Annotated in this window: 17 protein-coding genes; 5 read left to right on the forward strand and 12 right to left on the reverse strand. The window is 39.2% G+C overall.

The features are described 5' to 3' along the window. Window positions 1-10 precede the first annotated feature (10 nt). Both fbaA and QOL76_RS17760 read left to right on the forward strand, forming a co-directional pair. On the forward strand, window positions 11-1,072 hold the full coding sequence (gene fbaA / locus QOL76_RS17755) for a class II fructose-bisphosphate aldolase (RefSeq protein WP_283414306.1): 1,062 nt from the start codon (window positions 11-13) through the stop codon (window positions 1,070-1,072). A gap of 61 nt (window positions 1,073-1,133) precedes the next feature. Next, window positions 1,134-2,684, forward strand: a complete 1,551-nt coding sequence (locus QOL76_RS17760; RefSeq protein WP_377918556.1) for an alpha-amylase family glycosyl hydrolase — start codon at window positions 1,134-1,136, stop codon at window positions 2,682-2,684. A 47-nt stretch (window positions 2,685-2,731) separates the two neighbouring features. Here QOL76_RS17760 and QOL76_RS17765 read toward each other — a convergent pair whose 3' ends face one another. The 4 genes from QOL76_RS17765 to QOL76_RS17780 form a co-directional block, all read right to left on the reverse strand. Next, window positions 2,732-3,634: a tetratricopeptide repeat protein gene (locus tag QOL76_RS17765; RefSeq protein WP_283414307.1), complete on the reverse strand. Its 903-nt coding sequence runs from the start codon at window positions 3,632-3,634 to the stop codon at window positions 2,732-2,734. A 101-nt stretch (window positions 3,635-3,735) separates the two neighbouring features. Further along, entirely contained in the window at window positions 3,736-4,722 is a 987-nt protein-coding gene (gene pfkA, locus QOL76_RS17770) for a 6-phosphofructokinase (protein WP_283414308.1), read from the reverse strand. 3 nt (window positions 4,723-4,725) lie between these two features. Beyond that, complete coding sequence (locus tag QOL76_RS17775) at window positions 4,726-5,097, reverse strand: methylglyoxal synthase (protein WP_111613051.1); 372 nt, start codon at window positions 5,095-5,097, stop codon at window positions 4,726-4,728. Window positions 5,098-5,179: 82 nt separating this feature from the next. Continuing rightward, window positions 5,180-7,234: a S9 family peptidase gene (locus QOL76_RS17780; protein WP_283414309.1), complete on the reverse strand. Its 2,055-nt coding sequence runs from the start codon at window positions 7,232-7,234 to the stop codon at window positions 5,180-5,182. A gap of 187 nt (window positions 7,235-7,421) precedes the next feature. Here QOL76_RS17780 and mscL point away from each other — a divergent pair, with 187 nt between their 5' ends. Further along, a complete protein-coding gene (mscL, locus tag QOL76_RS17785) occupies window positions 7,422-7,838 on the forward strand; it encodes a large-conductance mechanosensitive channel protein MscL (protein WP_283414310.1) in 417 nt (138 codons plus the stop codon). A gap of 29 nt (window positions 7,839-7,867) precedes the next feature. Here the strand turns inward: mscL and QOL76_RS17790 are convergent, their stop codons facing one another. The 8 genes from QOL76_RS17790 to QOL76_RS17825 all read right to left on the reverse strand — a co-directional run bounded on the left by QOL76_RS17790 (window position 7,868) and on the right by QOL76_RS17825 (window position 14,825). After that, window positions 7,868-8,308: a hypothetical protein gene (locus QOL76_RS17790; protein ID WP_283414311.1), complete on the reverse strand. Its 441-nt coding sequence runs from the start codon at window positions 8,306-8,308 to the stop codon at window positions 7,868-7,870. Between the two features lie 108 nt (window positions 8,309-8,416). Further along, a complete protein-coding gene (locus QOL76_RS17795) occupies window positions 8,417-8,776 on the reverse strand; it encodes a hypothetical protein (RefSeq protein WP_283414312.1) in 360 nt (119 codons plus the stop codon). A 34-nt stretch (window positions 8,777-8,810) separates the two neighbouring features. Next, on the reverse strand, window positions 8,811-9,359 hold the full coding sequence (locus tag QOL76_RS17800; protein WP_283414313.1) for an RNA polymerase sigma factor: 549 nt from the start codon (window positions 9,357-9,359) through the stop codon (window positions 8,811-8,813). Window positions 9,360-9,461: 102 nt separating this feature from the next. Next, window positions 9,462-10,382 (reverse strand): universal stress protein, encoded by a 921-nt coding sequence (locus QOL76_RS17805; protein ID WP_283414314.1) that lies wholly within the window; start codon window positions 10,380-10,382, stop codon window positions 9,462-9,464. Window positions 10,383-10,817: 435 nt separating this feature from the next. Beyond that, window positions 10,818-12,293, reverse strand: a complete 1,476-nt coding sequence (locus QOL76_RS17810) for a lipopolysaccharide biosynthesis protein (RefSeq protein ID WP_283414315.1) — start codon at window positions 12,291-12,293, stop codon at window positions 10,818-10,820. A 51-nt stretch (window positions 12,294-12,344) separates the two neighbouring features. Then, window positions 12,345-12,461: a FeoB-associated Cys-rich membrane protein gene (locus tag QOL76_RS17815; protein ID WP_283414316.1), complete on the reverse strand. Its 117-nt coding sequence runs from the start codon at window positions 12,459-12,461 to the stop codon at window positions 12,345-12,347. 1 nt (window position 12,462) lies between these two features. Then, window positions 12,463-14,592 carry a ferrous iron transport protein B gene (feoB, locus tag QOL76_RS17820; protein ID WP_283414317.1) on the reverse strand — a complete coding sequence of 710 codons (2,130 nt, stop codon included), beginning with the start codon at window positions 14,590-14,592 and terminating at the stop codon, window positions 12,463-12,465. A gap of 5 nt (window positions 14,593-14,597) precedes the next feature. After that, the gene (locus tag QOL76_RS17825; RefSeq protein WP_283414318.1) at window positions 14,598-14,825 is read right to left on the reverse strand and encodes a FeoA family protein; all 228 of its coding nucleotides are present in this window, start codon (window positions 14,823-14,825) and stop codon (window positions 14,598-14,600) included. A gap of 789 nt (window positions 14,826-15,614) precedes the next feature. Between QOL76_RS17825 and QOL76_RS17830 the strand changes: the two genes are divergently transcribed. Then, a complete protein-coding gene (locus QOL76_RS17830; RefSeq protein ID WP_283414319.1) occupies window positions 15,615-20,915 on the forward strand; it encodes a hypothetical protein in 5,301 nt (1,766 codons plus the stop codon). 230 nt (window positions 20,916-21,145) lie between these two features. Next, the gene (locus QOL76_RS17835; protein ID WP_283414320.1) at window positions 21,146-25,276 is read left to right on the forward strand and encodes a hypothetical protein; all 4,131 of its coding nucleotides are present in this window, start codon (window positions 21,146-21,148) and stop codon (window positions 25,274-25,276) included. The last annotated feature ends 27 nt before the right edge of the window (window positions 25,277-25,303 follow it).

The raw sequence follows: 25,303 nt of genomic DNA on the forward strand, positions 1-25,303 counted from the left end.
TCTAATACCTATGAAATTCAAACCTGGAGTAAAATACGGTGAAGAGCTTAGAGATCTTTATGCATATGCTAAAGAGAATGAGTTTGCTATGCCTGCAGTGAACGTAATCAATACCAACTCGGTAAACGCTGTTCTAGAGACTGCAAAGAAATTGAACTCGCCAGTAATCATTCAATTTTCAAATGGGGGAGCCCAATTTTTTGCTGGAAAATCCTTGGCGAATGATAAGCAACAAGCTAGTATCGCTGGTGGTATCTCCGGAGCACATCACGTACACTTGATGGCAGAGGCATACGGTGTTCCTGTTATTTTGCATACAGATCATGCTGCTAAGAAATTATTGCCATGGATAGACGGACTCTTGGATGCTGGTAAAGCTTACTACGCAACACATAAAAGACCTTTGTATAGCTCACATATGCTAGATCTTTCTGAAGAGCCTTTAGAAGAAAATGTTGAGATTTCCTGTAACTATTTCAAGGAGTTTGAAAAGCTTGAAATGGCAATTGAAATCGAATTGGGAGTTACTGGTGGAGAAGAAGATGGTGTAGATAACACGGATATTGATTCATCTAAGCTTTACACCCAGCCTGAAGAAGTAGCTTATGCTTATGAGCACCTAAAAGAAATAGGAGATCTTTTCACAATCGCTGCGGCTTTCGGTAACGTACATGGTGTGTACAAGCCAGGAAACGTAAGTTTGAAGCCAATCATCTTGAAGAATTCTCAGGATTTCATCAAAGAGAAGCACGGTTTGACAGGTAAGCCATTGAACTTCGTATTCCACGGTGGATCTGGATCTACAGTTGAAGAAATTAGGGAAGCAAATAGCTATGGCTCTATCAAAATGAATATCGATACAGATATGCAATGGGCATTCTGGGAAGGTATATTGAATAATTACAAAAAGAATGAGGCATATCTTCAGACTCAATTAGGTAATCCTGATGGAGCTGATAGTCCTAACAAGAAATATTACGATCCAAGAAATTGGTTGCGTAAAGGCGAAGAGAACTTCGTAAAAAGACTTGAATTGGCTTTCGATATGCTGAATGCAGTAAATAGAAATTAATACAAACAATCAACGAAAAAGTCACTTTTAAATAAAGTGACTTTTTTTTTCTCCAATTCCTATGAAAAAATCCAAAATAGCATCAGTTCTTATGGGATTAGCCTTAATGTCTGCCTGTAATCCAAAGACCTCCACTTCTGTCGAAAATTACTGGCCGAAAGCGGGTGTGACCTACGAGATATTTGTACAGTCTTTCAATGATTCTGATGGAGATGGGATAGGGGATATAAATGGAGTGACTGAAAAACTTGACTATGTATCGGAATTGGGTGCCAATGCTATTTGGTTTATGCCGATAATGCCTTCTCCGAGCTATCACAAATATGATGTAACAGATTATAAAGCAATACATCCAGACTATGGAACTATGGATGATTTTAAAAAGCTTTTGGATGAGGCACATCAAAGGGATATTAAAATTGTAATTGATTTAATCATAAACCATAGCAGTAGCGATCATCCTTGGTTTCAGGAATCCAAGAAGGGTAGGGATAATCCTTACAGAGATTATTACGTATGGGCTCAAAAGGACACAATTGCGGATTTTATTGAGAAAAAAGTCATCACCCTAGATTCAGATAATATCACTCAATGGCATGACCCAGGTATTGGGGAGGATTATTATTACGGTTTTTTTATTGGAGGGATGCCAGATTTGAATTTTGACAACTCAAAGGTTAGGCAGGAAATTTTTGATATAGGGAAATTTTGGCTTGAAGAAATAGGAGTCGATGGCTTTAGGTTGGATGCTGCAAAGCATATTTACCCTGATGACAGGGCGGGCGATAACCATGAATTTTGGAAAGAATTTAGAGCTGAAATGACCAAAATCAACCCGGATGTCTATTTAGTGGGCGAAGTTTATGATAAGAAGGAAGTTGTAGCACCATTTTTACCAGGATTACCAGCTTTATTCAATTTTGATTTTCATTACACCTTGATTGAATCATTGAATAAAATGGATGGGATGTTATTGGTCAATAAAGAAAAGGAGGTGCTGGATTTCTATCAGAGCATTACTTCAGATTTTATTGATGCGACAATATCTTCAAATCATGACCAACCAAGATTACTCAATGAACTTGGTTCTGATCCGGAAAAATATAAACAAGCAATAGCTATTCTTATGACCATGCCGGGAGCCCCTTACTTATATTATGGAGAAGAAATTGGCATGTTAGGGTTAAAGCCCGATGAGCAAATTCGTGAACCTTTCCTTTGGGATGTAACAGACAAAGATACAGGACGTGCTACCTGGATAGAGCCAATGTATTCAACAGACAAAACGGTTACTCCATTGGCTTTGCAAAAAGATGATCCAACTAGCTACTTCAATCATTACAAAGAGTTGATTTACCTTAGAAATACCAATCCCGCGTTGGCAGTTGGATCACTTGAGTTGCCAATAAATACTTACCCGAAATCAGTAATGGCTTACTTGAGAAATCTTGGTGAGCAAGAAGTTTTTGTTTTGCATAATCTTGGTAAAAAAGAAATCTCCATTAATTCTCCTGAAGGTTTTGAGCAAGAAATTTTTTCTCTGGGAGTTGTTGAAAAAGCAGGAGACCAAATTAAATTGGGTAAAAACTCCAGTGTCTTTTTGATGAAGTAGGCTATTCAACTAGCAAGAAAGCCTTTTCTATTGATCAGACTTTCTTGCTAGTTTTCGTTTTCTTTTACTTCTTCTTCTAATTCTTTCAATTTTGCTATGGCACTTTCGAGGGTTGGTTCTAATGCAACTACTCTTTTAAAAACCTCAATAGCGCGATCCTTTTGGTTATTTTTTGTTAATGCTTCTGCATAACTATTTAATACGCGTGGAGAATAAGGGAAGATCACCGAGTTGATTTCATAGGTGAGTAATGCCTGAGGCAATCGATCCGAAGTCTCGAATAAATAACCAAGGGTATTCAGCTCCTTCTCTTTGCCAACCCGTTGATACACTTGGTTGAAATGAGATTGGACATTTCTGTAAATAGAATCTAGAGGTTCCGAATCAAATAATTCCAGAAGGTAAGTCGCAGCACGGTAATTAGGCTCTGAGGCATAGCCAAGTGCGATTTGGGCTAAATCAGTTTCCAAATCATTCACGGGGAATTCAACAATCCGGGAATACTCCTGATCATTTTCCTTGAAGATAAAAGTCGGTACTCGATGGATTAGCATTCCTTTTTCCTCTCCATTTGGACCTTGCTTATACTGCTCTTCTCCGTCATATAAGGCAGTGAATTTGAGTTGGTCTTCACTTAACCCTAGCTCATTCCAAAGTTTCACGAACTGTGGAACCCAGCGTTTGCTGTCTCCACACCATGTACCAATAAAAATCTCCACTTCCGTATCTTCCAAATTCTTTTTCCAATCTGTATTTTTCCCCGATAGTTGAAATAATTTTTCGCTCTCCGCATACCAGCTTTGGAATGCAGTATCAGTTCTTAAAATATTCAGATCAAATTCACCTGCCAGGTGCTTTTCGCCTTGAGAATTTAAATAGGTTAGTGGAGTTTGGGCTAGAATCTTATTTGAGATTAAAAGAATAAGAGCAATTAGAAAATGTCGCTTCATTGAACTGCTATTAAAGAGTAGATTAAAATTGAGATTAAGCTAAAGCAAAAAGTCCAAGGACTCAACCTTGGACTTATGAATTTTAAGATATTTAAGAATAATTAAGTAGATAAAATTTTAGCTACTCGGAAATCATCTTCGTCTACTGATTTGTCATCTACGATTGCTTTTTTGATAGGCGTGTAAACAACCTTATTATTGATCAGCCCTGCCATCACATCATATTTCCCTTGCAACAATCCTTCAATTGCGGATACACCAAGTTTGGAAGCTAGGAGACGGTCATAGGAACTTGGAGAGCCACCCCTTTGCAAATGCCCTAGAATAGTCACCTTGATGTCATAGTAAGGAAGGTGTTTTGAAACTAGTGCAGCAATTTCTGTTGCACCACCGCTTTTTCCACCTTCAGCTACGATCACAATATTGGATGCTTTTTTGGCTTTGGTTCTTATCCTTAATTTGTCTACCAAATGCTCAATAGGCATTTTCTTCTCTGGGATCAAGATAGCGGCTGCCGCACTTCCAATACCAGCATTGATAGCAATAAATCCTGCGTCTCTTCCCATTACTTCCACGAAGAAAAGCCTGTCATGTGAAGTTGCAGTGTCGCGGATCTTGTCAATGGCCTCAATAGCCGTGTTACAAGCTGTGTCAAATCCAATGGTGGAATCTGTGCCGGAAAGGTCATTGTCTATCGTTCCTGGTAGCCCAATAGCTGGTATCCCAAATTCTTTATAGAATAAATGAGCTCCAGTCAGAGAGCCATCCCCGCCAATAACTACCAAAGCATCAATGCCATGGCTTTTTAGATTATTATAGGCTTTTTGTCTTCCTTCTGGTGTACGGAATTCAGCACTTCTTGCAGACTTCAGGAAAGTTCCACCTCGCTCAAGTACATGAGTAATGTGCTTTGACTCTAATTTTTTAATGTCATTAGAAATCATCCCTTCGTAACCGCGGTAGATTCCATACATTTCTATATCGTAGTAAAATCCTGCTCTTACTACAGCTCGGATTGCAGCATTCATTCCAGGAGAATCGCCTCCAGAAGTTAATACGCCAATTTTTTTAATGGTTTTAGGTTCCATTTTTTAGGTTTGAGTGAAGGCCTTAAACATTAGGTCGGCCGAAGCCGGGTTGGTTGCCAAAGGGATATTATGTACGTCACATATCCTCATTAGCATTTGCACATCTGGTTCGTGCGGATGTTTGTCAAGTGGATCTCTGAAGAAAACAACCATTGCTAACTCTTTTTGAGCAGCCAAAGCGGCAATTTGAGCATCACCTCCGTAGGGTCCGGAAAGTAATTTTTCAACTTCAAAACCAGCTTTTTCAATATGAGAGCCGGTAGTGCCTGTAGCTACTAAATCCACATCTGCCTTCTGCAGTCTTTCGCGGAATCCACTTAAAAAATGTACCATGTCGGCTTTTTTACCGTCATGGGCTATGAGTGCTATTTTCATAGAGTGTTAGTATAATAGGTTCGTGTCAAAGTTAGGAAAAAATATTTCCCTACTTGACTGGTGGAAATTATTTAAAGGTGACTTAATATTTACTTGGGATTCTATTCTCAAGGTATAGTAGGAAAGTGTATTCCAGTGCCATTTCTTTGAGGGAATTAAATCTTCCTGAAGCGCCCCCATGTCCTGCATCCATATTAGTATGTAAGAAAAGCAACTTAGAGTCTGTTTTCATATCCCTTAATTTTGCCACCCACTTAGTAGGTTCCCAATATTGCACCTGACTATCATGAAGGCCAGAGGTAATCAATAAATTCGGATATTCTTTAGCCTCTACATTATCGTATGGAGAATAAGAAAGCATATATTCGTAATAATCTTTGTTCTTTGGGTTACCCCATTCTTGAAATTCTCCCGTGGTCAAAGGGATACTTTCATCCAGCATGGTAGTTACTACATCCACAAAAGGAACTGCTGCGATTAGTCCATTGAATAAATCAGGCCTCATATTCATTACAGCTCCCATTAACAATCCTCCAGCACTTCCTCCCATACCGTATAAATGGGATGCTGAAGTGTATTTCTGGGAGATAAGGTGTTCGGCACATGTGATGTAATCGGTGAATGTATTTCGCTTTTTCAGCATTTTTCCATCTTCATACCACATACGGCCAAGGTCTTCTCCGCCACGTATATGTGCAATTGCGAATACAAAGCCTCTATCCAGCAAACTTAGCCTACTGCTGGAAAAATATGCATCCATGCTATAACCGTAGGAGCCATAGGAATACAGCAAAAGTGGATTGTTACCATCAGGAGAGAATTTGTCAATTTTATACACCAAGGAAATGGGCACCATTACGCCATCTTCAGCTTTTGCCCAGATTCGAGCTGAGGTGTATTGTGTGCTATCATAGCCACCAATGATTTCTTGTTGCTTCAGCAAAGTTTTCTCTTTAGTCACCATGTGGTAATCAAAGGTACTGGCTGGAGTTACAAGGGAATTGTAACCGAATCGGAGAATTGAAGTCTCAAACTCCGGGTTAGTACTTATCCAGGCAGTGTAAGTTTCATCGTCAAACTCTAAGGAATGACCAGGCGTTCCATCCCAAGGTTTAATATTGATTTTACAAAGTCCTTTAGTTCTTTCTTGTACAACCAGGAAGTGAGAGAAAATATCAAAGTCTTCTAATAAAACGGTTTCTCGATGTTCAATTACGTCCTCCCAATTTTCAATACCAGGGCTTGCTATTGGCGTTTTGACTAACTTGAAGTTCTGTGCTTTATGATTTGTTCTAATCCAGAAGTGGTCCTGATAGTGATCAGCAGCATATTCCACATATGGAATTCTGGCTTGAAGCAATCTGAATTCGCTTGTTGGATCAGCAGAATCCATAAATCTTATTTCTGAAGAAATCGTGCTTTCAGAATGGATAAGGATATATTTTTCAGACTTAGTCTTATGAACTACGCATGAAAATTCCTCATCTTTTTCTTCATAAATAAGTCTGTCCTCAGCTGTAGGAGTTCCAAGTCTATGTGAATAGATCTGATAGGAGCGAAGTGTGTCAGGGTCTTGTTTGGAGTAAAACAGCGTTTGATTATCTGCTGCCCAGGCAAAATTACCCGTGATAGCTGGGATATTATCTGGGAGGATCTCTCCAGTTTCAAGGTTTTTGAAGTGAATCTCATAGATTCTTCTGCCCACTTGATCGCTAGCAAAAGCCAGAGTTTTAAGATCTGGAGTGGCTGCGGTTCCCCCAACAAGGTAGTATGCCTTGCCTTCTGCAAGTAAATTAACATTTAAGAATACCTCTTCCGGCGCATCCAAATTCCCTTTTTTGCGGCAATACAGTGGATATTCTCCTCCAGTCTCATATTTGATGTACCAGTAATAGCCGGATTTGAAGTAAGGAACACTTTCGTCATCTTCCTTTATTCTACTTTTCATTTCCTGAAAAAGCTCTTCCTGAAATTTTTCTGTAGATTTTAAACTTGACTTCAGGTAATCATTCTCAGCATTTAAATATTCTATTACCTCTGGGTTTTCTCTATCTCGCATCCAATAATAATTATCGATGCGTTGATGCCCATGTGTTTCTAATAAATGGGCTATTTTTTTGGCTTTAGGTGCCTGCATTTTTATTGAGTAATTAAGCTTGCAATGTTAAGGAAAAAAACGGCGCCAGAGTTCGCTTTCTAGTTGGAATATGAGCTATGAACTGCACTTTTTACTAATTAAAATGACTTAGTAACCGTTCATTCCTTGGATTGGTAAATATTTTTTAAAATATTCAATAAATAATATAACCATTAACCAAAATCGTATGGGATTTCTTAAAGAGTTTAAAGAATTTGCTGTCAAAGGCAATGTGGTCGATCTGGCAGTTGCCGTGATTATAGGCGGTGCGTTTGGCAAGATCGTAGCGTCTTTTGTCAAGGACATCGTAATGCCTCCAATCGGAGTATTGCTGGGAGGAGTAGAATTTACTGACTTGGCCATCGTGCTCAAGGAAAGTAGCGTAGGCCCAGCTGGAGAAGAGCTAGGCCCGGTTTTATTGACGTATGGTATCTTTATCCAAAATGTGGTAGATTTTATAATCGTTGCATTTGTGATATTTATGGCTGTAAAGGCAATTAATAGTATGAAAAAGAAGGAAGAAGCTGCACCGGCACCTCCACCACCAGCACCACCTAAGTCTGAGGTTTTACTAGAAGAAATTAGAGATCTCTTGAAAAAATAAAAAATAAAAAAGCGGCATAAGCCGCTTTTTTATTTTTTATCATCATTCTTTTGCCGTTGATAAATGTGTCTGGCAAATTCTCTGGACAATCCGTTTAGTTGAATAATTTGATTGTATGTGATTACGTTGGATAAGTCTTTTACGAACTTCTCTTCGTCAACAATCATTTTTCGCTCAATCTCGAATTTTCTGGCTAGTCTTGCTTTGGCATCTGCTTCTGACAGGTCAGTATCTCTTGTTTTACCTAATTCTGACATTTCTCTGAGACTTTTTTCACGGGATTCATTGAAGACATTATAGATAGGCCAAAATTTCTGAGCCTGTTCTGGCTTTAGGTCCAATCTAGTAGTGATAAAAGCAACTCTTGCAGCTTCTAATTTTTCACGATCATATCTTTCTCCTTGACGCTGGCCATAGGTAGATCCTACAGCTAGGAAAAACATGAGTACTATTATTATAAAATTTTTCATGTGTTTATTTTTTATTTTCAGAGGAAGATTCTCAGGGTGATTAATCATCCCTCTTAGTATGGTTTTCGGAACACTTACAATCATTTGTAAGTCCGTAGGTTTATAAGCTTAATACCAGTTTTGATCAGTTTCGTCTATGTTATCCACTTCATATAACATCTCCTCCGCAATGATCTGATCTAAAATTTCTTCGGGATTGTCGACCATACTGAGCACATCTTCTGCTGTCCAAAATTGACTTTCTATATATAGATTAACTTCTTCATCCATAGAAAAAGTTTCTAACTGGGAATTAGAGGAATTGAATTGCCAAACTCCTAAGCTCACGACAAGGACTGCGGCCACAGCCGCGTATTTCATCCAATTGATAGATCGATTAGGTTTGATTCTATCCATTATATTATCCGGGAGGCTATCGAAGTAATTATCGGGTGCCTTAAAATCCTTTATTTTTGGAATTTTTTGCATGGTATATATTTAGACTGGGTAGAGTGTCAATAGTTTATTCTAATGTTAAGGAATGTTCGATTTTTTTCACAGCATGATGATAGCTGGCCTTTAGCGCTCCTATACTGGTGCCTGTAATTTCAGACATTTCTTCATAGGTAAGTTCGTCTTGGTATTTCAAATGGAATACTAGTCTTTGCTTGTCGGGAAGGGTTAGCAACGCTTTCTGGAGTAGGCGTTGTATTTCATCTCCGTCGATGTTACCAGGTTGATCTATGTAGGATTCCATTTTTTCCTGATGATCATCAATAGAGAAGAAATATCTTTTTTTCTTCTTTTCTAAGAAGGTCAACGATTCATTGGTAGCAATTCTATACAGCCAAGTAAACAGGCTTGATTGTCCTTGAAACTTGTCTATGTATTGATGTGCCTTAATGAAGGTATTTTGGGTGATATCATCTGCATCTTCATGAATCAAAACCATTCTTCTGATCACATGATATACTCGTTTTTGGTAAGCCTGGATTAGCTGCCTGAACCCCAGGTCCCTAGTTATGGGATCTTGTATGAGCTGAAGGATTTCCTGGTCACCGTTTATATTCATTCGCCTGTTAGACCAAATTTACATGAAAGGGTTTAGTAAGCCAGTAAAAGTTGAGGTTTAAGGCTTGGTTTTCAGCGAGAAAAAAGCATTTATTAGATGTAATTAAATCTCTAGTATGTAGTCTAAAATCCCGGCATTTTTACCTTTTGGTCTTGTTACCAGTAGTGGTATGCTGTCATTGTACTGAATCAGTCTTTCTGCCATACTTCCAATGAAAAGGGCTGTGGCAGCAGTTCTACCTTTAGCCCCAATAATAATTCCATCCGCATCTATTTCCTTAGCTTTTGCTACGATTTCCTCTACAGGATCATCGTTGACGTCTTGAGTATAGACAGGAATGATTTTGTTTCCCTTGGTGTCTATTTTACGAATAAATTTCTTGTAATTAATTTCGGCATGCAATCGCATGATTTGCGTGAATTCCTCGTAGCTTTTGCCAGTATAATGATATCCAGAAGGTACAGTAAAGACGTTCTGACATACAATCTCAAGTCCACCGTGTTTTTCTGCTATCATGATTGCTTCTTCCAAAGCATCTTTTGAGTAATCTGAGAAATCACTTGGAACGAGCAAGCGCTTCATTTTAGTGACGGATCCTTCAGGGACAATTAACAGTGAGCAGCTTGCCCTTCTTGCCAATCTTGTGGATGCAACTCCTGTTCCCGGCAAATGCACCTTTCTTCCAATCAGAATCATATCGGCTGATTTTTCTTCAGCGAGTTTTAAGATTTTCTTAGACAGGGAACCCTCTTTGACAATAAAGTTTAGAGAAATTCCTTTGGGATGATTGAAATGCTCCTTCACCATTGATTCCATGGCTTCCTGTCTTTCATTGACCATGTTTTCCACCAAATTCGGAAATTCCTCAAGCACCTCTTTAGGAATGCTTAGGTTTTTAATCACATTTACGAAGTAGATTTTTTTGGTTTGATTCACCTGAGCAATAAAAGCTGCATGCTGAATCAAGGTTTGGTCTAGTGAAGTTTGATCTAGGCAAACGACCATTTTTTTAATCAAATACATAATGCGCCAATGGTTTTAGAGATGCAAATTTAACAGTATTGAGAGTATATCTTTAGGTAATTGTTGAAATATAATTTCGAATTATCCTGATATTCATCTTATTGCTACTATGTGGGGAATTGGTTTGTTGAAAAACTTAAATAATATTCTGAACTAATGGGTTGAGATCCAGAGTTTTCGAAAATGATCTAAATACATATTCGGAATCAAACTCCAGATTTGCCAACCTGCCGTGTAATAAATCGTATATTTGTACTGTCCGGGTCGCCGACATGTTCAAACTTCACAAATTACAAATTTACCGAGTGAAGCCCTTCCCAAAAGCAGGCCTCATCCCGCATCTGCGGGACCTCGATTCTTAAGAATCAGGATAACAGTGGAAGTTTGCGGTTAACAGGCAGCTCAAATCTTGTCAAGTAGGAGGTTTGCAACACTCTAAGATCCGGACTTTTTTACTTTATTTTTTATCCATTCCCACTCATCATTTCCTACACCAATTATCCTTGACCAAAACCAATAAAAACCAACAACAACCATACTGGTTATAATAATATTTGCAATAGGAGATTGGGTAAATGAACCTGCCAAACTTGGGCTGTAAGCAATAAAACCAACAAAAATTATTTTTAAAGTTTCCTTTGAAAAAGGATCAAACCCTAATTTGATTTTTAGAAATAGGTATTTTACCAGATTAAAGAGAAACATTACGGCCACTGATGCCATTGCTGCCCCGTCGATTCCATAGATAGGGATTAAGAGATAATTTAACCCGATAATTAAAACACTCATTCCAATAGTAGCTATCAGATTAAACCGATAATGCTTTGAGAAAACTAAGATTTCACCATTGACGGAGAATACAACATCAAGCAGTTTTCCAAAGCCAATCAGAACTACCACATGCTTTCCTGCCTCATAGATTTCCCGGTTTGGAATAAAAAAATACAATGCATCCAAGTTGGCCCATAACCCAATGAAAAGAAGTAAGCAGATATAAAGTTGGCGATTTGAAATCTGCTTATACAGCTTGTTGATTTCGCCCAAGTTTCCAGTTGCAAAATGATCTGCAATGACAGGCATTACCACCTGAGAGATAGCCCTACGAGGTAATTCTATCACCAAAGCCATACTAAAAGCTATGGTGTAAATGGCATTTGCTTCAAGACTGATCATAGAACTCACCATGATGCTGTCTATCTTCATGATTAAGGTGGAGGCTGCGGTAGCAAGAAAAGTGATCAGACTAAAGCCAATGAAAGAGGTTCGAAAACCTTTCGGAAAAGTATTCCAATGGAAATCTAATTTTAGTACTCCAAGCCAAAGTAAATAGACTAATACGCCTAAAAAAGCTAATCCATACACTAGCACCAGGCCTTGCATTACCTGTTGGAAACTGATCCATTTAAGAAGGTAAGCGCCTACGAGAATTCCTGTGAGTAAACGAAGAAATACTTCTCTAACTAGTGTAGGTACTGCGACTTTTACATAAGACCGACTATAAGCGTCTAGGATACTACTCAATAGCGCAAATAGCGTGATCAAAAGAACCACTCCGAAAAAGTCAATTACTTCAGGGGAATTTACCGCAAAAAGATTGATGATTTCAGTCCTAAAACCTAAAAAAATAGCGCTTACCAATGCGAAACCAGCCATGGAAAAGACTAAGCCATAACTTAGGAAAGCTGATTGATTTGATTTGAGCTGAGGGAAAAATCGAGTTATCCCATGTCCAACTCCAAGCTGGGCAAAAGGAACGAATAGTAATCCTAAGTCCTGGATTGTGCGAAAGGCACCTAACTCAGAAGCATCTAAGGCATAAGGATAGAGCCAAAGTACATTGACATACCCTATCACTACTCCCAGGTAAGAAAAAAAGGCGGTTTGAATACTCTGCTTGGCTACTTTGCCCATGAGCCTAAAAGTATCAAAAAACTAGCATTAAGAGATTATTTAGTGTAAAAATCAAGGTTTGGCACATTTATCACATCCAGCTTCAGTTTTTGATTTGAAGAAATACTTCTTTACCAAAAAAGCCAAAGCTGCTATAACTACTATTCCAACGATGATTTCCTGCCACATATTAGGATAAAATTTGATAGACCAGCAAGGCCGATAAATAGGCCAGTGCAGTCATATATACTGTCTGAATCAACGGCCATTTCCAGCCTTTTGTTTCCCTATACACCACGGCAAGCGTACTCATACACTGCATGGCGAATGCGTAGAATACCATCAGTGAAAATGCGGTGGCTTTATTATAAACTTTATCTCCAGTTATAGGATTGATTTGCTGATTCAATTTTTGTCGGATAGTAAGCTCATCTTCTGTATCTGCCCCTATGCTATATATAGTAGCAATTGTTGATACAAACACTTCACGTGCTGCAAATGATGCAATCAATGCGATTCCAATTTTCCAATCGTATCCTAATGGTCGGATTACCGGCTCAATTGCTCTTCCCATAATCCCAATGAAAGAGTTCTCAAGTAGGAGGGAAGAAGTCTCATTTTCGATTTCAGGAATTTCCTCGGGAGTTGCCTGCGCTAATTTCACTTCGCTTTCAGCTCGAATAGAATCCATTCTCTCAGGCGGGCCATAGGAAGCCAATACCCAAAGTATTACTGAAATCGCAAGGATAACTTTACCAGCCTCAAACACAAAAGTTTTGGACTTATTGTACATGGTCATCAGTACGTCTAACCAACGAGGGGCACGATAAGTAGGAAGCTCTACCATAAGGAAGCTTTTCTCCTCAGTTTTCAGGATGTTTTTCAGAAGCAAAGCAGTGAATAATACACCTATAACTCCTAATAAATAAAGTCCTAGTAAAGTAAGCGCTTGAAGGTTTACAAAACCAAAAACAAGTTCGTTAGGGACTACCAATCCTATTAGAATCACGTACACAGGGAGTCTGGCAGAGCAACTCATCAATGGGGTCACCATTATGGTGATGATTTTTTCCTTCCAATTGCCAATATTCCTAGCAGCCATTACCCCAGGAATAGCGCAGGCGACGCCTGATACTAAGGGAACTATACTTTTGCCATGAAGTCCAAATGGACGCATCCAACGATCCATCAGAAATACCACTCTGGACATATATCCGGTATCTTCCAGAATAGCAAGAAAACCAAAAAGCATAGCGATCTGAGGGATAAATATTACTACTCCCCCTATGCCCGGTATTATGCCTTCAGTTATTAAACTGGAGAGAGGTCCTTCAGGTAGCAGGCTGGAAACAGAGCCGGCAAGCTCAGCAAAAAATCCATCTATCAAATCCATAGGCACAGAAGCCCAAGCAAAAATCGCCTGAAAGATCACCAATAAAATTCCTCCAAATATGACATAACCAAATACTGGATGGAGTAGGATTTTATCAATTCCAGACTCCTTCTTTACATCAGGAGTTTTTACTACTGCTTTTTCTACAATTGAGGTGATAATTCTATATCGAATTTTGGTTTCCTCGAGCTGTGCTTTTTCAAGGTTAAAGTTGGTTTCTTCAAGTTTTGCCTTGATCCAACTTCTGTTTTCCAATGAAATGGTTTTATCTTTTTCTCCAAAACGAAGCATTTGATATGCCTGATAGGAGTTCGAAAATTCAAATTTTTCTTTTACTTCATTTAGTATGTTACCAGGAACTACCTCTTCAATGGTTATAAAAGACGATTTCTTACTAAAGTTTTGTTGATGAATTAACTCACGAATTTGGTCCAAACCTTTTTCTCCCCTGGCATCTGTGCTCAAAATAGGCACTCCTAGGGCTTTGAAAATCTCAAAGGTTTTAATCGCAATATTTTTCCTGGTGGCAATGTCAGCCATATTTAGCACCAAGGCCATATTTAAGCCCAAATCGATTAATTGAGTAGCCAAGAATAGTCCTCGAGAAAGCTGGCAGGAATCAATTACCATTAATACGAAATCTGGCTTCTCCTCTTCACTCAACTGGTTCAGAACTCGATGCGCTATGATTTCATCTTCCGAGTTTGGGTATAGACTATAAGTTCCTGGTAGGTCAATGATCTCATAGTTTGACCCATGATACACCATAGAACCGGTCCTTTTATCTACAGTCACTCCAGGATAATTACCGATTTTTTGGTTTAATCCAGTGAGTTGATTGAAAATAGTTGATTTACCAACATTCGGATTCCCGATGATGGCGATTTTTGGAGATTTGACTTGGGAGGGAATTGTTGACTCGGTCATGAAATTCAGAGCAATTGTACTTCAATGAGTGAAGCTTCGGTTTTTCTAAGGGCGAGTATAGTTTCATCAAGCTTGAATGCCATAGGTCCTCCCATTGGAGCGGAATGATGCAGGGTGATTGTTTTCCCAGGCAAAAACCCAAGCTCCATCAAGTTGATTTTCAATGGAGAATCTAAAATTTCTTTTATAATTGCTGCCCGGGTGACAGGTATAGAATCAGCTGTAACGATCATATATTTGTATAGGTCTTTTGACCGGTTGCAAAAATAGAATTATTTGGAATGAATCTAAAGAAAAATAAAGAAGATTTTTGTCATGTTTTAAAATTCCTTGGTCATTTTATCGAATGCCTCCCAATTACCAGAATAAATTCCTTGCTAATTTAAAGGAGTATTTTGATTTCAAAATGCAGGATAAGCTCCCTTTCTGGCTCTGAGGGTCCCTTTAGGTTCGGTAAATCATTCTTGTATAATTCACCCTGTCTCTATAGCAATTCATCTATTGTGAAGGATTCCAGGCTTGAAGATAATTTAATCCAACTAGCAGAAAAAAAATTCTACCACCGGGAAAAGTGCTGACATCAGTTATTAGCGAAGTATAATTGTAGGTTCCTTATCCCTTGACCTAGGTTATAGCGAAATACGCACACATGGTAGTCCTGAAGATTCCAATGAACTGGAATGCTTATTTCAATAGACTCAAGTGGATATAACTTTTTCTGGTTAAATGTTATTCATCAGTACAGCTAATTCCATAGGTGATAATGCGTCCTCAGCATTAAGTATTTAATAGATTTCATTTTTATTAACCCTAATCCTGGTTAGTGAATATTACTAAAAATAATTTCATAATTGGTAGATATTCAATGATATAGATTGGATGGTCTTAGGGATTATTTGGATTTATTTCTAACTTGATCATGCTCTTTTAATTTTTAATTGTTTGGTGTCGATTTTTATGTGGTAGCAGAAGTAAACAGTTTTTATCATGAGAGGGCTTCACAAGTCTAAACACTTTTTATTATGGAAAAAGACCTGATTCAGTCCCTGCTTACAGAGGTATTTAGTCAATTAGAGGCTAATGACTCCAAAGAAAAAAAATCGATTACTGAAGGGATTCCAATTCTGGCAAAAGCCTTACAACACCAGTCTCTGACTGATATTCAAGCTGAAAAATTAACTGTTCAAACTGCAGATTTTTTCTTTCAGGACAGGCTTACTAAGCCTGATAAAATTAAGATTGAAGAAATCTCCAAAGAAGTAAGTGGGCTAAAGGTCACCGCGCAGCCAGAGACTAAAGTTTTTGTGCGTGAAGTTCCGGTTCGAACTAGTCAGGTGAAAAAGAGTGTGCCGGCATGGGCTGTGGGGGCAAAAGTTGATAAAACAATCGGACCAATAACCAGAGTCGATGGCTTACAGGTTTTCGTGGATGTTTACAATGTAGAAAAGCTGATTGCGTTACGGCAACAAGGGTCAAATAAACCTTTGATATTTTTTAAAGCAAAATTCACTAAACCTAGAGTTCAGACAATCAATAGTCCTGCAATGGAAGTGTCTGAAAACTACACCTTGGTTGCAGGTAGTGTATGGGTTAAAGCTAAAATGTTTGCATCAAATGCCCCGGAGGACCGGTATTTTGGACTAAAAATACTAGCTGGGACAATTTCATTGACAGCTAAGCCAGTGCTAAATGGAAATAACCTCCTTTTAGGGATGAATACCCAAGTATCTGTAGATCTAAAACTTGATTCACCTCCTGTAAAAGGAAATAAAAGCTTGAAGAAATATGGCAGAGATGCAGCTGAGATGTCGCTTCAATGCCCTGAAGCTATTAAATTCAAGTTTACGGGTTCAGGTTTAGGGCAGATAATTAGTGCCGGTGATGCTCAATGGAACGTGTATGGGAATTCAAATTCTTTCGGCTTTCAGAACAAAGCAGCTACCTATAACACCCAACTCAGTCGATTTTGTATCCCATTTTCACCTGATTCAAAAGGCAAAGTTTTTTCTCCTAAGAAAGTGCAAGGGAATTGGGCGGAGTTGTCCGGCGAAGCTAAGGTAAAATTGAGTTGGTGGGCAATTCCGGCGGCATCCTTAGATATAAATGCTCCTTTAGAAGTATCTGGGATAGGAGGGATGGTGGAAGAATGGGAGTCAGGAATTCAGTTTAGTTGGGCCAACGTTGAGACTCAAAAAATCAGGTTAAATGAAAGTCTCTTTTTGGTAGAAGAAGGAAGAATTGCAATTACCTCACTGGCAGCAAATGGATCTGGCGGGGCTATGCATTTTGATCATTGGAATGATAAGCTCAACCCCTATGGAACCTCGATTGATGTCGCATTTCTTTCAAAAACAGCTTTCTTATATAACTGTCTGTCTGAGGGGACTGAACTCATTTTTTCTACTTGCAATACCTCAGTTAATGTTGATAGACCTAAGCAAGTAAATGGGCATGCAGTTGCAATTAAGACCAAAGAATCTGCCTTAATTTTAGCTGGAAATGATGCGTCGAATTTACTTCTCTTAATGGATGATAATATCCTGTGGGATAATAAATTACCGTTCGATAAGGTGCCTGAATTCAAATCAATAGCATTAGCACTGGAAAATGCATTATTCACTGTATCTCCGGTAAATGGCTGTATGGTTTTTGGTAAATGTAATGGTGAGTGGACAAGAATTTTGGAGAGCCAAACCTACTTGGTTTTTGGTATGTTGGCATATCTCCCAACCTTACCGGATCCTTATTTGGCGAATTTCGGAGAGCTCAGTAGATCCTTCAATCGAAAAGGTTCCAATCTGCAAAACATTAAAAATTGGCTGGTATGTCGAATTATTCAAAAACCAATTCCCGACAAAGATGATGAGGTACTAGTTTCTTTCCATTTTGGGCAGGCAGTAACTCATCCAGCTTCTGGCACCTCAAATGATGCTCAAGCTGGAGGGCTTATGAATGCGGTACGAGATTTCGAGTCTGAAAAGGTAGTCTATAGACTTAGTAGCGATTCAAATGTGCCCAAAAGTGCAAGCACCAAGGCAAAAACGCCAGACTATGAGGCTGAATATGATAAGCAAGTGTCAGGTTTCTCTCGGGATTTTTTCACATTGCTGGATGTAAGTTCCAATGCAAATCAAGTTGGGGTGAGCCTCGGCACGAACGTGGGAGCAATATCACAGCGGCAAGTTACTGGGGTAGCAACCCACAAGACAGAAGCCGAGGCTAACGTTGTCGCACAAGATGGACAAATGATTTCTGTAGAAGGAATGCAGGTGAAAGTTCCGGGATATTTGGCAAGGGTATTCTTATTGCCTCAGGTGGCCTGGGAGCCTGTATTGAATTTGACCACTCCTCCCAATCCTCCACAACCTATGGACCCACCTGGGGGATATAATTATTACCTTAATGATGGTGGACCTACACGACTTATCAATACAAGTAGTTTAAGTGTAACTCTATCTCCAATACCTTTAACCTCCTTTATATTAGATCAATATAGACAGAAAAAGATAGATCTTTTGGCACAGTTTACGTTGCCTTTTGGATTAAAAGCTGTAGCTCAACTCACACAAAAAAGTCCATATCAAGATTTGCTTCCACGACTGGAAGGGGTCAACCCCAAGTTCCCGGATAGTTTGCAAGGAGGAATACAAATTAGAGCTATAGGTGGTGATGCTGGGAAAAAGCCTCCTTTAGAAAGAGACTTACCGATGTTTGACGGGTTTACTTTTCAATTAAATAACATTCTTTCCGCATATGGTACCTACACCAATGCCAGTACACTAGGTGATTCAGTAACAACTATTTTTAACACAGAATTTTCCACCCAAAGTGGAGACCCCAAGGGAGTTCCTGTCTCAACAATAGATTTTTCCGGATACGGAGCGAGCATGTTTAGTAATTGGCTAAGCCCTTCTGCAGCGATCGCAAGTACAAGTCAAGCTCGATTTGATGTTATGCTGGGTAGAACTGGACATGAAGTGATTCAAGTGAAAAGCTTGGTTTATCCTTGGGGAATACGTGTGGTACGGACGATCACCCTATTTCGTACCAGTTCGGGATTCGTCTATCGTGTAGACAGTGGATGGCAACCTGAGACAGATGGTAAGTTTGATTTCGGATATGATTTCGTAAGAAATGGCAATTTGGTCCACCATGATCCTTATGAAATCCATCCGGGCACATTACGGGGTTTGTTCAACATAAGAAATATTGAAGAAGATGCGTCAATTGCTGATTTTGAACGAAAAGATTATATAAAAAAGAATGAGACGTATATAGATATATTGGGTGTAGAACAAACTTGGAACCAGAATACTGACAAAGAATTACCCATTATATGTCGACCCGTTTGGTTTGATGCAGATGTGGAGCTGGAAAACTTAGTACAAGGACATTCTAAAAACAGAACCCCTTCCAAAAAGATCTTGGGATATGTACAATTAGCACCAACAGGAGTGCCTCTGAGTCCTAACCGCTTTAAAGAACTGTTGAATTTGCAGGGCGGAATTATAGGTGGAGATATTAATTGTATAATGGACGTCAATAAATCAGGGCAGCAAATGCGGATTTCACGGTTCGATTTCTCTCATGCTACAAGCCAATCGTCTTCAGACCCAATTTTTGTGGCTTCCTCAAGAGGTAGTCTAATCCTGCCAAAAACCGGTAGCTGGACTGTGGTACAGCATAATGTGAGTTCTGGCGATGTGACTCCTTTACCTCCGCATATACCTGTTCCCTTGATTAGAGTAGGAAAGTGGGTAAAAGATATCGTGGTAAAACAGGCTGATGTAAATACGAAGCTATTAAGATTAGCCAGCCCTTCAGAATTATTGAGAAATCCTGACTCAAGTACCGTCAACTTCGGGATACTCCAAACCACTGCTTCCCAGAAAGCACTTGTTTTGACGCCATCATTCGAAAATGGAACTAAAAAGCTTCTTAGTAAAACCCCGATGCTCTATGCAGATGCTTATCGATTAATGGCAGGGAGTGGGATTTTTCCAAATGCGGGAAATGGCATTGATGAATTTGGAAAAGCAGCAGTACTATTCAGTGGCGCATTAGCTGGTGTTGGTGCGGCTGCAAGCGTTTTCAAAGAGAATGGTTTGGAAGATGGTGGAGTTAAAGTTTTGGAAATGCTGAAAATTGAACTCCAAAAAGAAGGGGAATCAATAATAGATCAGGGGTTTGAGCTTTTATCTACTGGTGCTAATGATGTTCTGAAAAAAGCGGTAGCTTTTGACCTGCCTCCAATCCAAGTGTATTTGGTGGATATGGAAGCATTGAAAATTTATATCGACTATCAAACGGGTAAGAAGGAAGAAAATCCAAATACTTATGTAGATAGCAAGCTGAATTTTGATATAGACTCCTTTGCCAACGATACAGCTAAATCATGGAAGAGTAGATTGAATAATCTGGCTATGGTTGTCGATTTGGGTAGTTTTAAACGTTTAATGACTATTAAAGGGAATTTTGATGCTAAGAAGGGTAAAGAGTCAGGTTATGAGGGATTTAAGGATGATGACTTTCCTGCCCTAGGTCTTCCTACTCCAGAGATTGAGTTCAGTGATGAGCTACAGCCTGTGATAGATATATTACAACTTTTAGCATCTCTCAGTACCGGAGATTATGGCGCAGTAATGCAAAAAGGTCTCAAAATAGCCATGAGTAATGCAGGTGAGATTTGGGAATACAAATTTGAAGCTTCTAAAGAAATTCCTTTAGTACGATTTCCGCCAGAAGAAAATGCGTACAACTCACCTCAGACCCCACTCAAATTAGAAGCTGGTTTATCATTAGGGGTTTATTTCAATGCGGCACTTAAGGTTACGACAGATCCAAAACAACTTTTACCTACCGCAGGTGCATTTATTGAGTTCCGTGGTGGGCTCGAAGTGATGTGTGTTACCGTGGGTGGAGCCACGATTTTTGCAATCGGTGAGGTGCAGCTAAAAGTAGCATGTGATACTAAAATAGGTCCAAGTCTGACTATGAAGCTTGGTTTTGGAGCCACGATAGCTGTTGGACTGCCTGTTGTAGGTAATGTGTCTGTCACCTATATGGTAGGATGTGAAATGTATGCAAGTGCGGACCTAATCAGTGTCACTGCTTTTATGCTATTCAGAGGTAAGGCAAGTTTAGTTGGTGGTTTGGTGGCAGTGACTATTTATATTGAAGCCAGTGGTACAGTTACTAGACTTATTCCTGAAAAAAGAACAGAATGCACAGCGTCAGTCACTTTTGGACTTGAGATCAGCATTTGCTTTATCATCAATATTGATTTTGAGGAGACATGGCAGGAAAGCAGACAGATTGCTTGATTCTTAGTTTGATTATCAGCAATAATGCCAGTCAGCTTAGATTCTTTGTTTTTCAGGTTGGAAGATACATCGGCTATTTTCAGAACAAGTGAACAAAGACTCCCGCATTGGCGGAACAGGCTGAAGTGGCTTCAATTCTTAAGTTTAAGATATCCTACTTTGCTTTTCCCACTTTACAGGTAGACAAGCAGATATACATAATATTTATTTTTAAATAGACCTTTTTCATCATGGAACTTAAAAAACTTCTTTCAGTAATGGCACTTCCTCAGCACTTTGATGGGAAGAATTTGTCTGTAAATATTTTAGTAGTGCCAACTAATACGGATCCGTTTGTTAATTGGAATACCGGACTGGCAAGCCCGAATTCCGTTCCTGGATTTGCTGATTTTCAGCCTCAATTCAGTCTGGGGATAGTCAGAGGGACTGATGATTTTCCAATTTCAAATCCATTAAATCCAGATCGAATGCCGGTGTTAGTTCCAGTCACCGTCACAGAAGCTACAAAAAAGGCAAGTTTGCTGGAAAAAGTATCCAAGAGTTTTAACCTAACCATAGGAAATACCAACGATAAACTTCCACCAGTGATAGAGGTGGCCAAGAGCGTTAAAAAATATCTGCCTGAAACTTATAGGAAAAGCTTCAATTTTACTCAACCTCGGCATCCCAATGCTGTCACGGATGATAGCTATGAATGTGCAGTAAGGGATAAGCTTCCTCTTCAGCCTGTTGCTCCCGTAGATAAGATAAGTTGGGGCAAGATTTTCGCCCAAATTCTTAAGCAACCCTTATTGGCTGAAGCTTGTGGGATGGTGTATAAGGTAACAATACCTCTGGAGGAATCATGGTTTGAAAATGGAGGCTTCATTTATGCGGATATAGTAAATGATCCATATGCTTCAGTTCAAGATCAACTTTTGGAACACTCAGAAGGGCCATTAATAAAACGATACGCTGCCAGAATTCCAGCTTTGGTACCCGGCATCGAACGTCCAGTTTTTGCGGCTGTGACTTTCCCTGTAGTTCATAAGAAAAATTCTGATCCAACTCCAGTAATTCCATTGGGACCTTGGGATGAGGTTTTTCAGGAGGCCCGAATATATGATGATGGTTTTGCAAAAATAGTCCATGCTAATCAACCTAAAAGTGGGAATCTTATTAAGGAAAAAAGAGATGGTTTTCATCCTCAAACCGAGGCAGGTATTAGATTGGGATGGGATGATGAGCAGATATTAGTGTGGTACATCAGACAGCTGACAGAAAACACAGATATTCAAGCCATAGGTTCAGGGTTAAGACTAGATGCTCCTTTGGGGGTGATGGGTTATCATATTGATGTGAAAGAAGCGGAAGAAGGAAGTATGTGGGAAAGTCTAAATGAAGTTGAGATAAATCCCGAAAGTAATTTGGGAAAGGAATTGGCTGCGTCTACAACAGAACTTCCTTATCAAGTTTATCCTACTAAGCTGACAGGGAAGGATTCAAGCAATTTTTGGTTGCCTATGTATTACGCACATTGGATTGGCAAAAGCATGGTTACGGAAGATCTTGACGCGCTTTTGATTTATAAAAATAATCAGGCAAATGGAGCTATTTTGAAAGGCAGCCAAGTGAAGAAAGTTGATCCTAATTCCACGCTGATCCCGGCCCCAATTGATACTGTGCTTAGATATGGACAAAGCTATGACTTTAGAATTCGCTTAACTGATATAAGCGGAGGTGGGCCAAAAGTGGATAAGCTGCCATTGAATAGTGCGCCTAATCCTGTGACCAATGTAGCCTTCAAGCGTTACGTGATTCCTGGTATGCTTAGGATTGAAATGCCCAGTCAGTTACTTAATCAGACGGGAGAATATTTCAACTCTACTGATCTTGCAGAAACATCTTTTTCTGCTAATCCTAAGATTTCCTTACATCGACCATTATTGGAATATCCAGCGGTAGTTTTTACTCAAAAATATCAGAAGGTGGGACGGGACCCCATTGCAGAATTGAAGAATGTGGCTGCTATCAATAACGTTATAAAACCAGCATTACCAGATCCTGATGTTAATGAAGTATATATTAGAGTAGAGGTGAAATCACTTAGAATGGATAATATCCTAAGTCAGAATGGTTCTGACAGCTACATCACATTATATCAAACGAAACGCTTTTTCCCCTCAGAATTTGATGAAAAATTAGATATCCCCATAGAATTCATCGATGTCCCGGTTTTAAATCTTGGAGAAGAGGCTAATCCATTTTTTATAGATAATCTAAAAAATTCGGATTTAGATGAAATGGACCAGTTGATCTTACCTACGGGCAGAAATATTAGAGTAACTCTACGAGGTTTAGCTAGCAGTGACGATGATCCAGATGAATATTTTGGCTCTATAGATACCAATATAGAAAATGATAGTAGGTATGGGAAAGTGACCCAATTAAGCTTCTACAAGGAGCCATCTCAAGAGAGTCAATTATTATTTCCATACGGGAATGTGCCTGAATTGCAGGGCATTTTCCTTCGTCCCGAAAGCGTTCCGACGATTAAAAAGAATCTTTTTTCACACCTGCTGAAAAGAGTTACAGAAACTGGAGAGGCAGATATTGTAAATAGGTTGGCTGATGCCCTAGGCTGTAAAGCCAAAGGTATGACTCTACTGGCTCCAAAGGGAGAAAGGATAGCATTTGGTTGTAGCTCTCGAATTCAGCATTCTTTAGCTCCGGATGGGAGCAGTGTGACCTTCGCATCTAAAGCAGAGTTGCAATCTCACTGGCTTGGTGGATTAAGTTGTAAAATGGAAAGAGACTGGACTTGGGATTGTTTGGAGAATGATGCTTTTCAAATCAGTAAGAGGTACAAATTTAGAAGGGACCTGGAGAGTGAATGGAGAAACCTTAAAAATGCTGGAGAAATAGAACTTAAGCATACTATTTCATTTGAAGCACTTCAAGAAGATCGTTTTGGGGAAATAAACAGAGGATATACTCGACTTGTTTTTATAGATGCAATAGAACCCAAAAATGATCTTAAAAGAGATGGGATTGAACTTCGATTTCCGGATGAAATCTGGGTTAATTATAAGCTAACACCAAAATTCAAGCCTAATCACGTACCAACCCCTGTAAAGGAATTTGAAGAATTAACTTTGCCAACAGTGATTGCGCCATCGCAAATGCCTAAAATGAAAAGTGTAGGGTTGGCCTTTTCGCCCTATGATCGATCTGATGATTATAGTTCCACAGAGGTGCGAAGGAGGCATTTATGGATTGAATTTGAAGAGCCGGTGGAGAATCCTGATGACTTATATTTTTGTAGGATGTTGGCAAATGCTCCTGATCAGTTGATTTCAAATAATGCTCCAGAACAATTGATAGCACCAGAAGAAAGCCCATTGAATCTCGATCCCGAACTGACAAGAATAATCACTCCTGGCCAGAGCGATGATATGGCAGCAATAGGAGCCATGCAGCAAATGACTAAATCATTGGATAGTGATCGACATTTTATTTTACCGCTTCCACCTGGTATGCATGCAGAGAGCCCAGAGCTTTTTGGGTTTTTTACTTATGAATTTAGAGTAGGGCATGCTCATTTTGACGGTGTGAAAGATAACCTTTGGTCGACTGCTCAAGCTAGGTTCGGTAGAGCACTTCGAGTAACAGGAATTCAGCATCCTGCTCCTAATTTATTATGTACCTTGAATAGAGGAAAGCAACAAATGTATGTTACTTCTCCTTTTGCAAAGGCGGTAATGAATGGTAAAAACGTTACTTCCAAACCACCTAGAACGAGCTTGTGGGCAGTGTTATATGCTCAAGTTTTTCAAGCCGACGGACTTGACTTCAGGAATATATTATTGGGGGAAAAGGAAATGCAGATCGGGATAAAAATTGTTGATGATAAAAAAGAGTATGAACAATTTAAAGATTTGGAGAAAATAGCTTCAGCGCCAAATAAGGTTCCTACTAAGGTTAAGTCTTCTTTTGTTCAAAATGATTCCCTAATTCTCAAAGGACATTTGGTTGCAAATTTAAAGGAACTTCATCCTGTCGGTACAGCTAAGTTTTCATCTGAAGAAATTGCAAGTAGATTAAAAATGTTTGGTTTACCCGAGGATAGCCCACTCAGTGTCTTAGTGGTGGAGGTTTTTGGTAACATTACTAATATATTTGATCACTTCGAACAATTTCAACAAGTCAGGGAGAGTCCGCTGATGGAGAAAATTTTAGAGAACGTTGACAAGGATAAAATACCTCCTACTAATACTCCAGAGGAAATGAGGCCATTGAGTAGAGGTTTGGGACATTTTAGGATTTTGCGAACATCTCCACTCACTAGGGTTCCATTTGTTTGTTGCCCAACCTGTGAATAACTAATGGTGAAGCATTTAGTGGAAATA

This window comes from Algoriphagus winogradskyi (genome assembly GCF_900182815.1).
GTDB lineage: Bacteria > Bacteroidota > Bacteroidia > Cytophagales > Cyclobacteriaceae > Algoriphagus > Algoriphagus winogradskyi.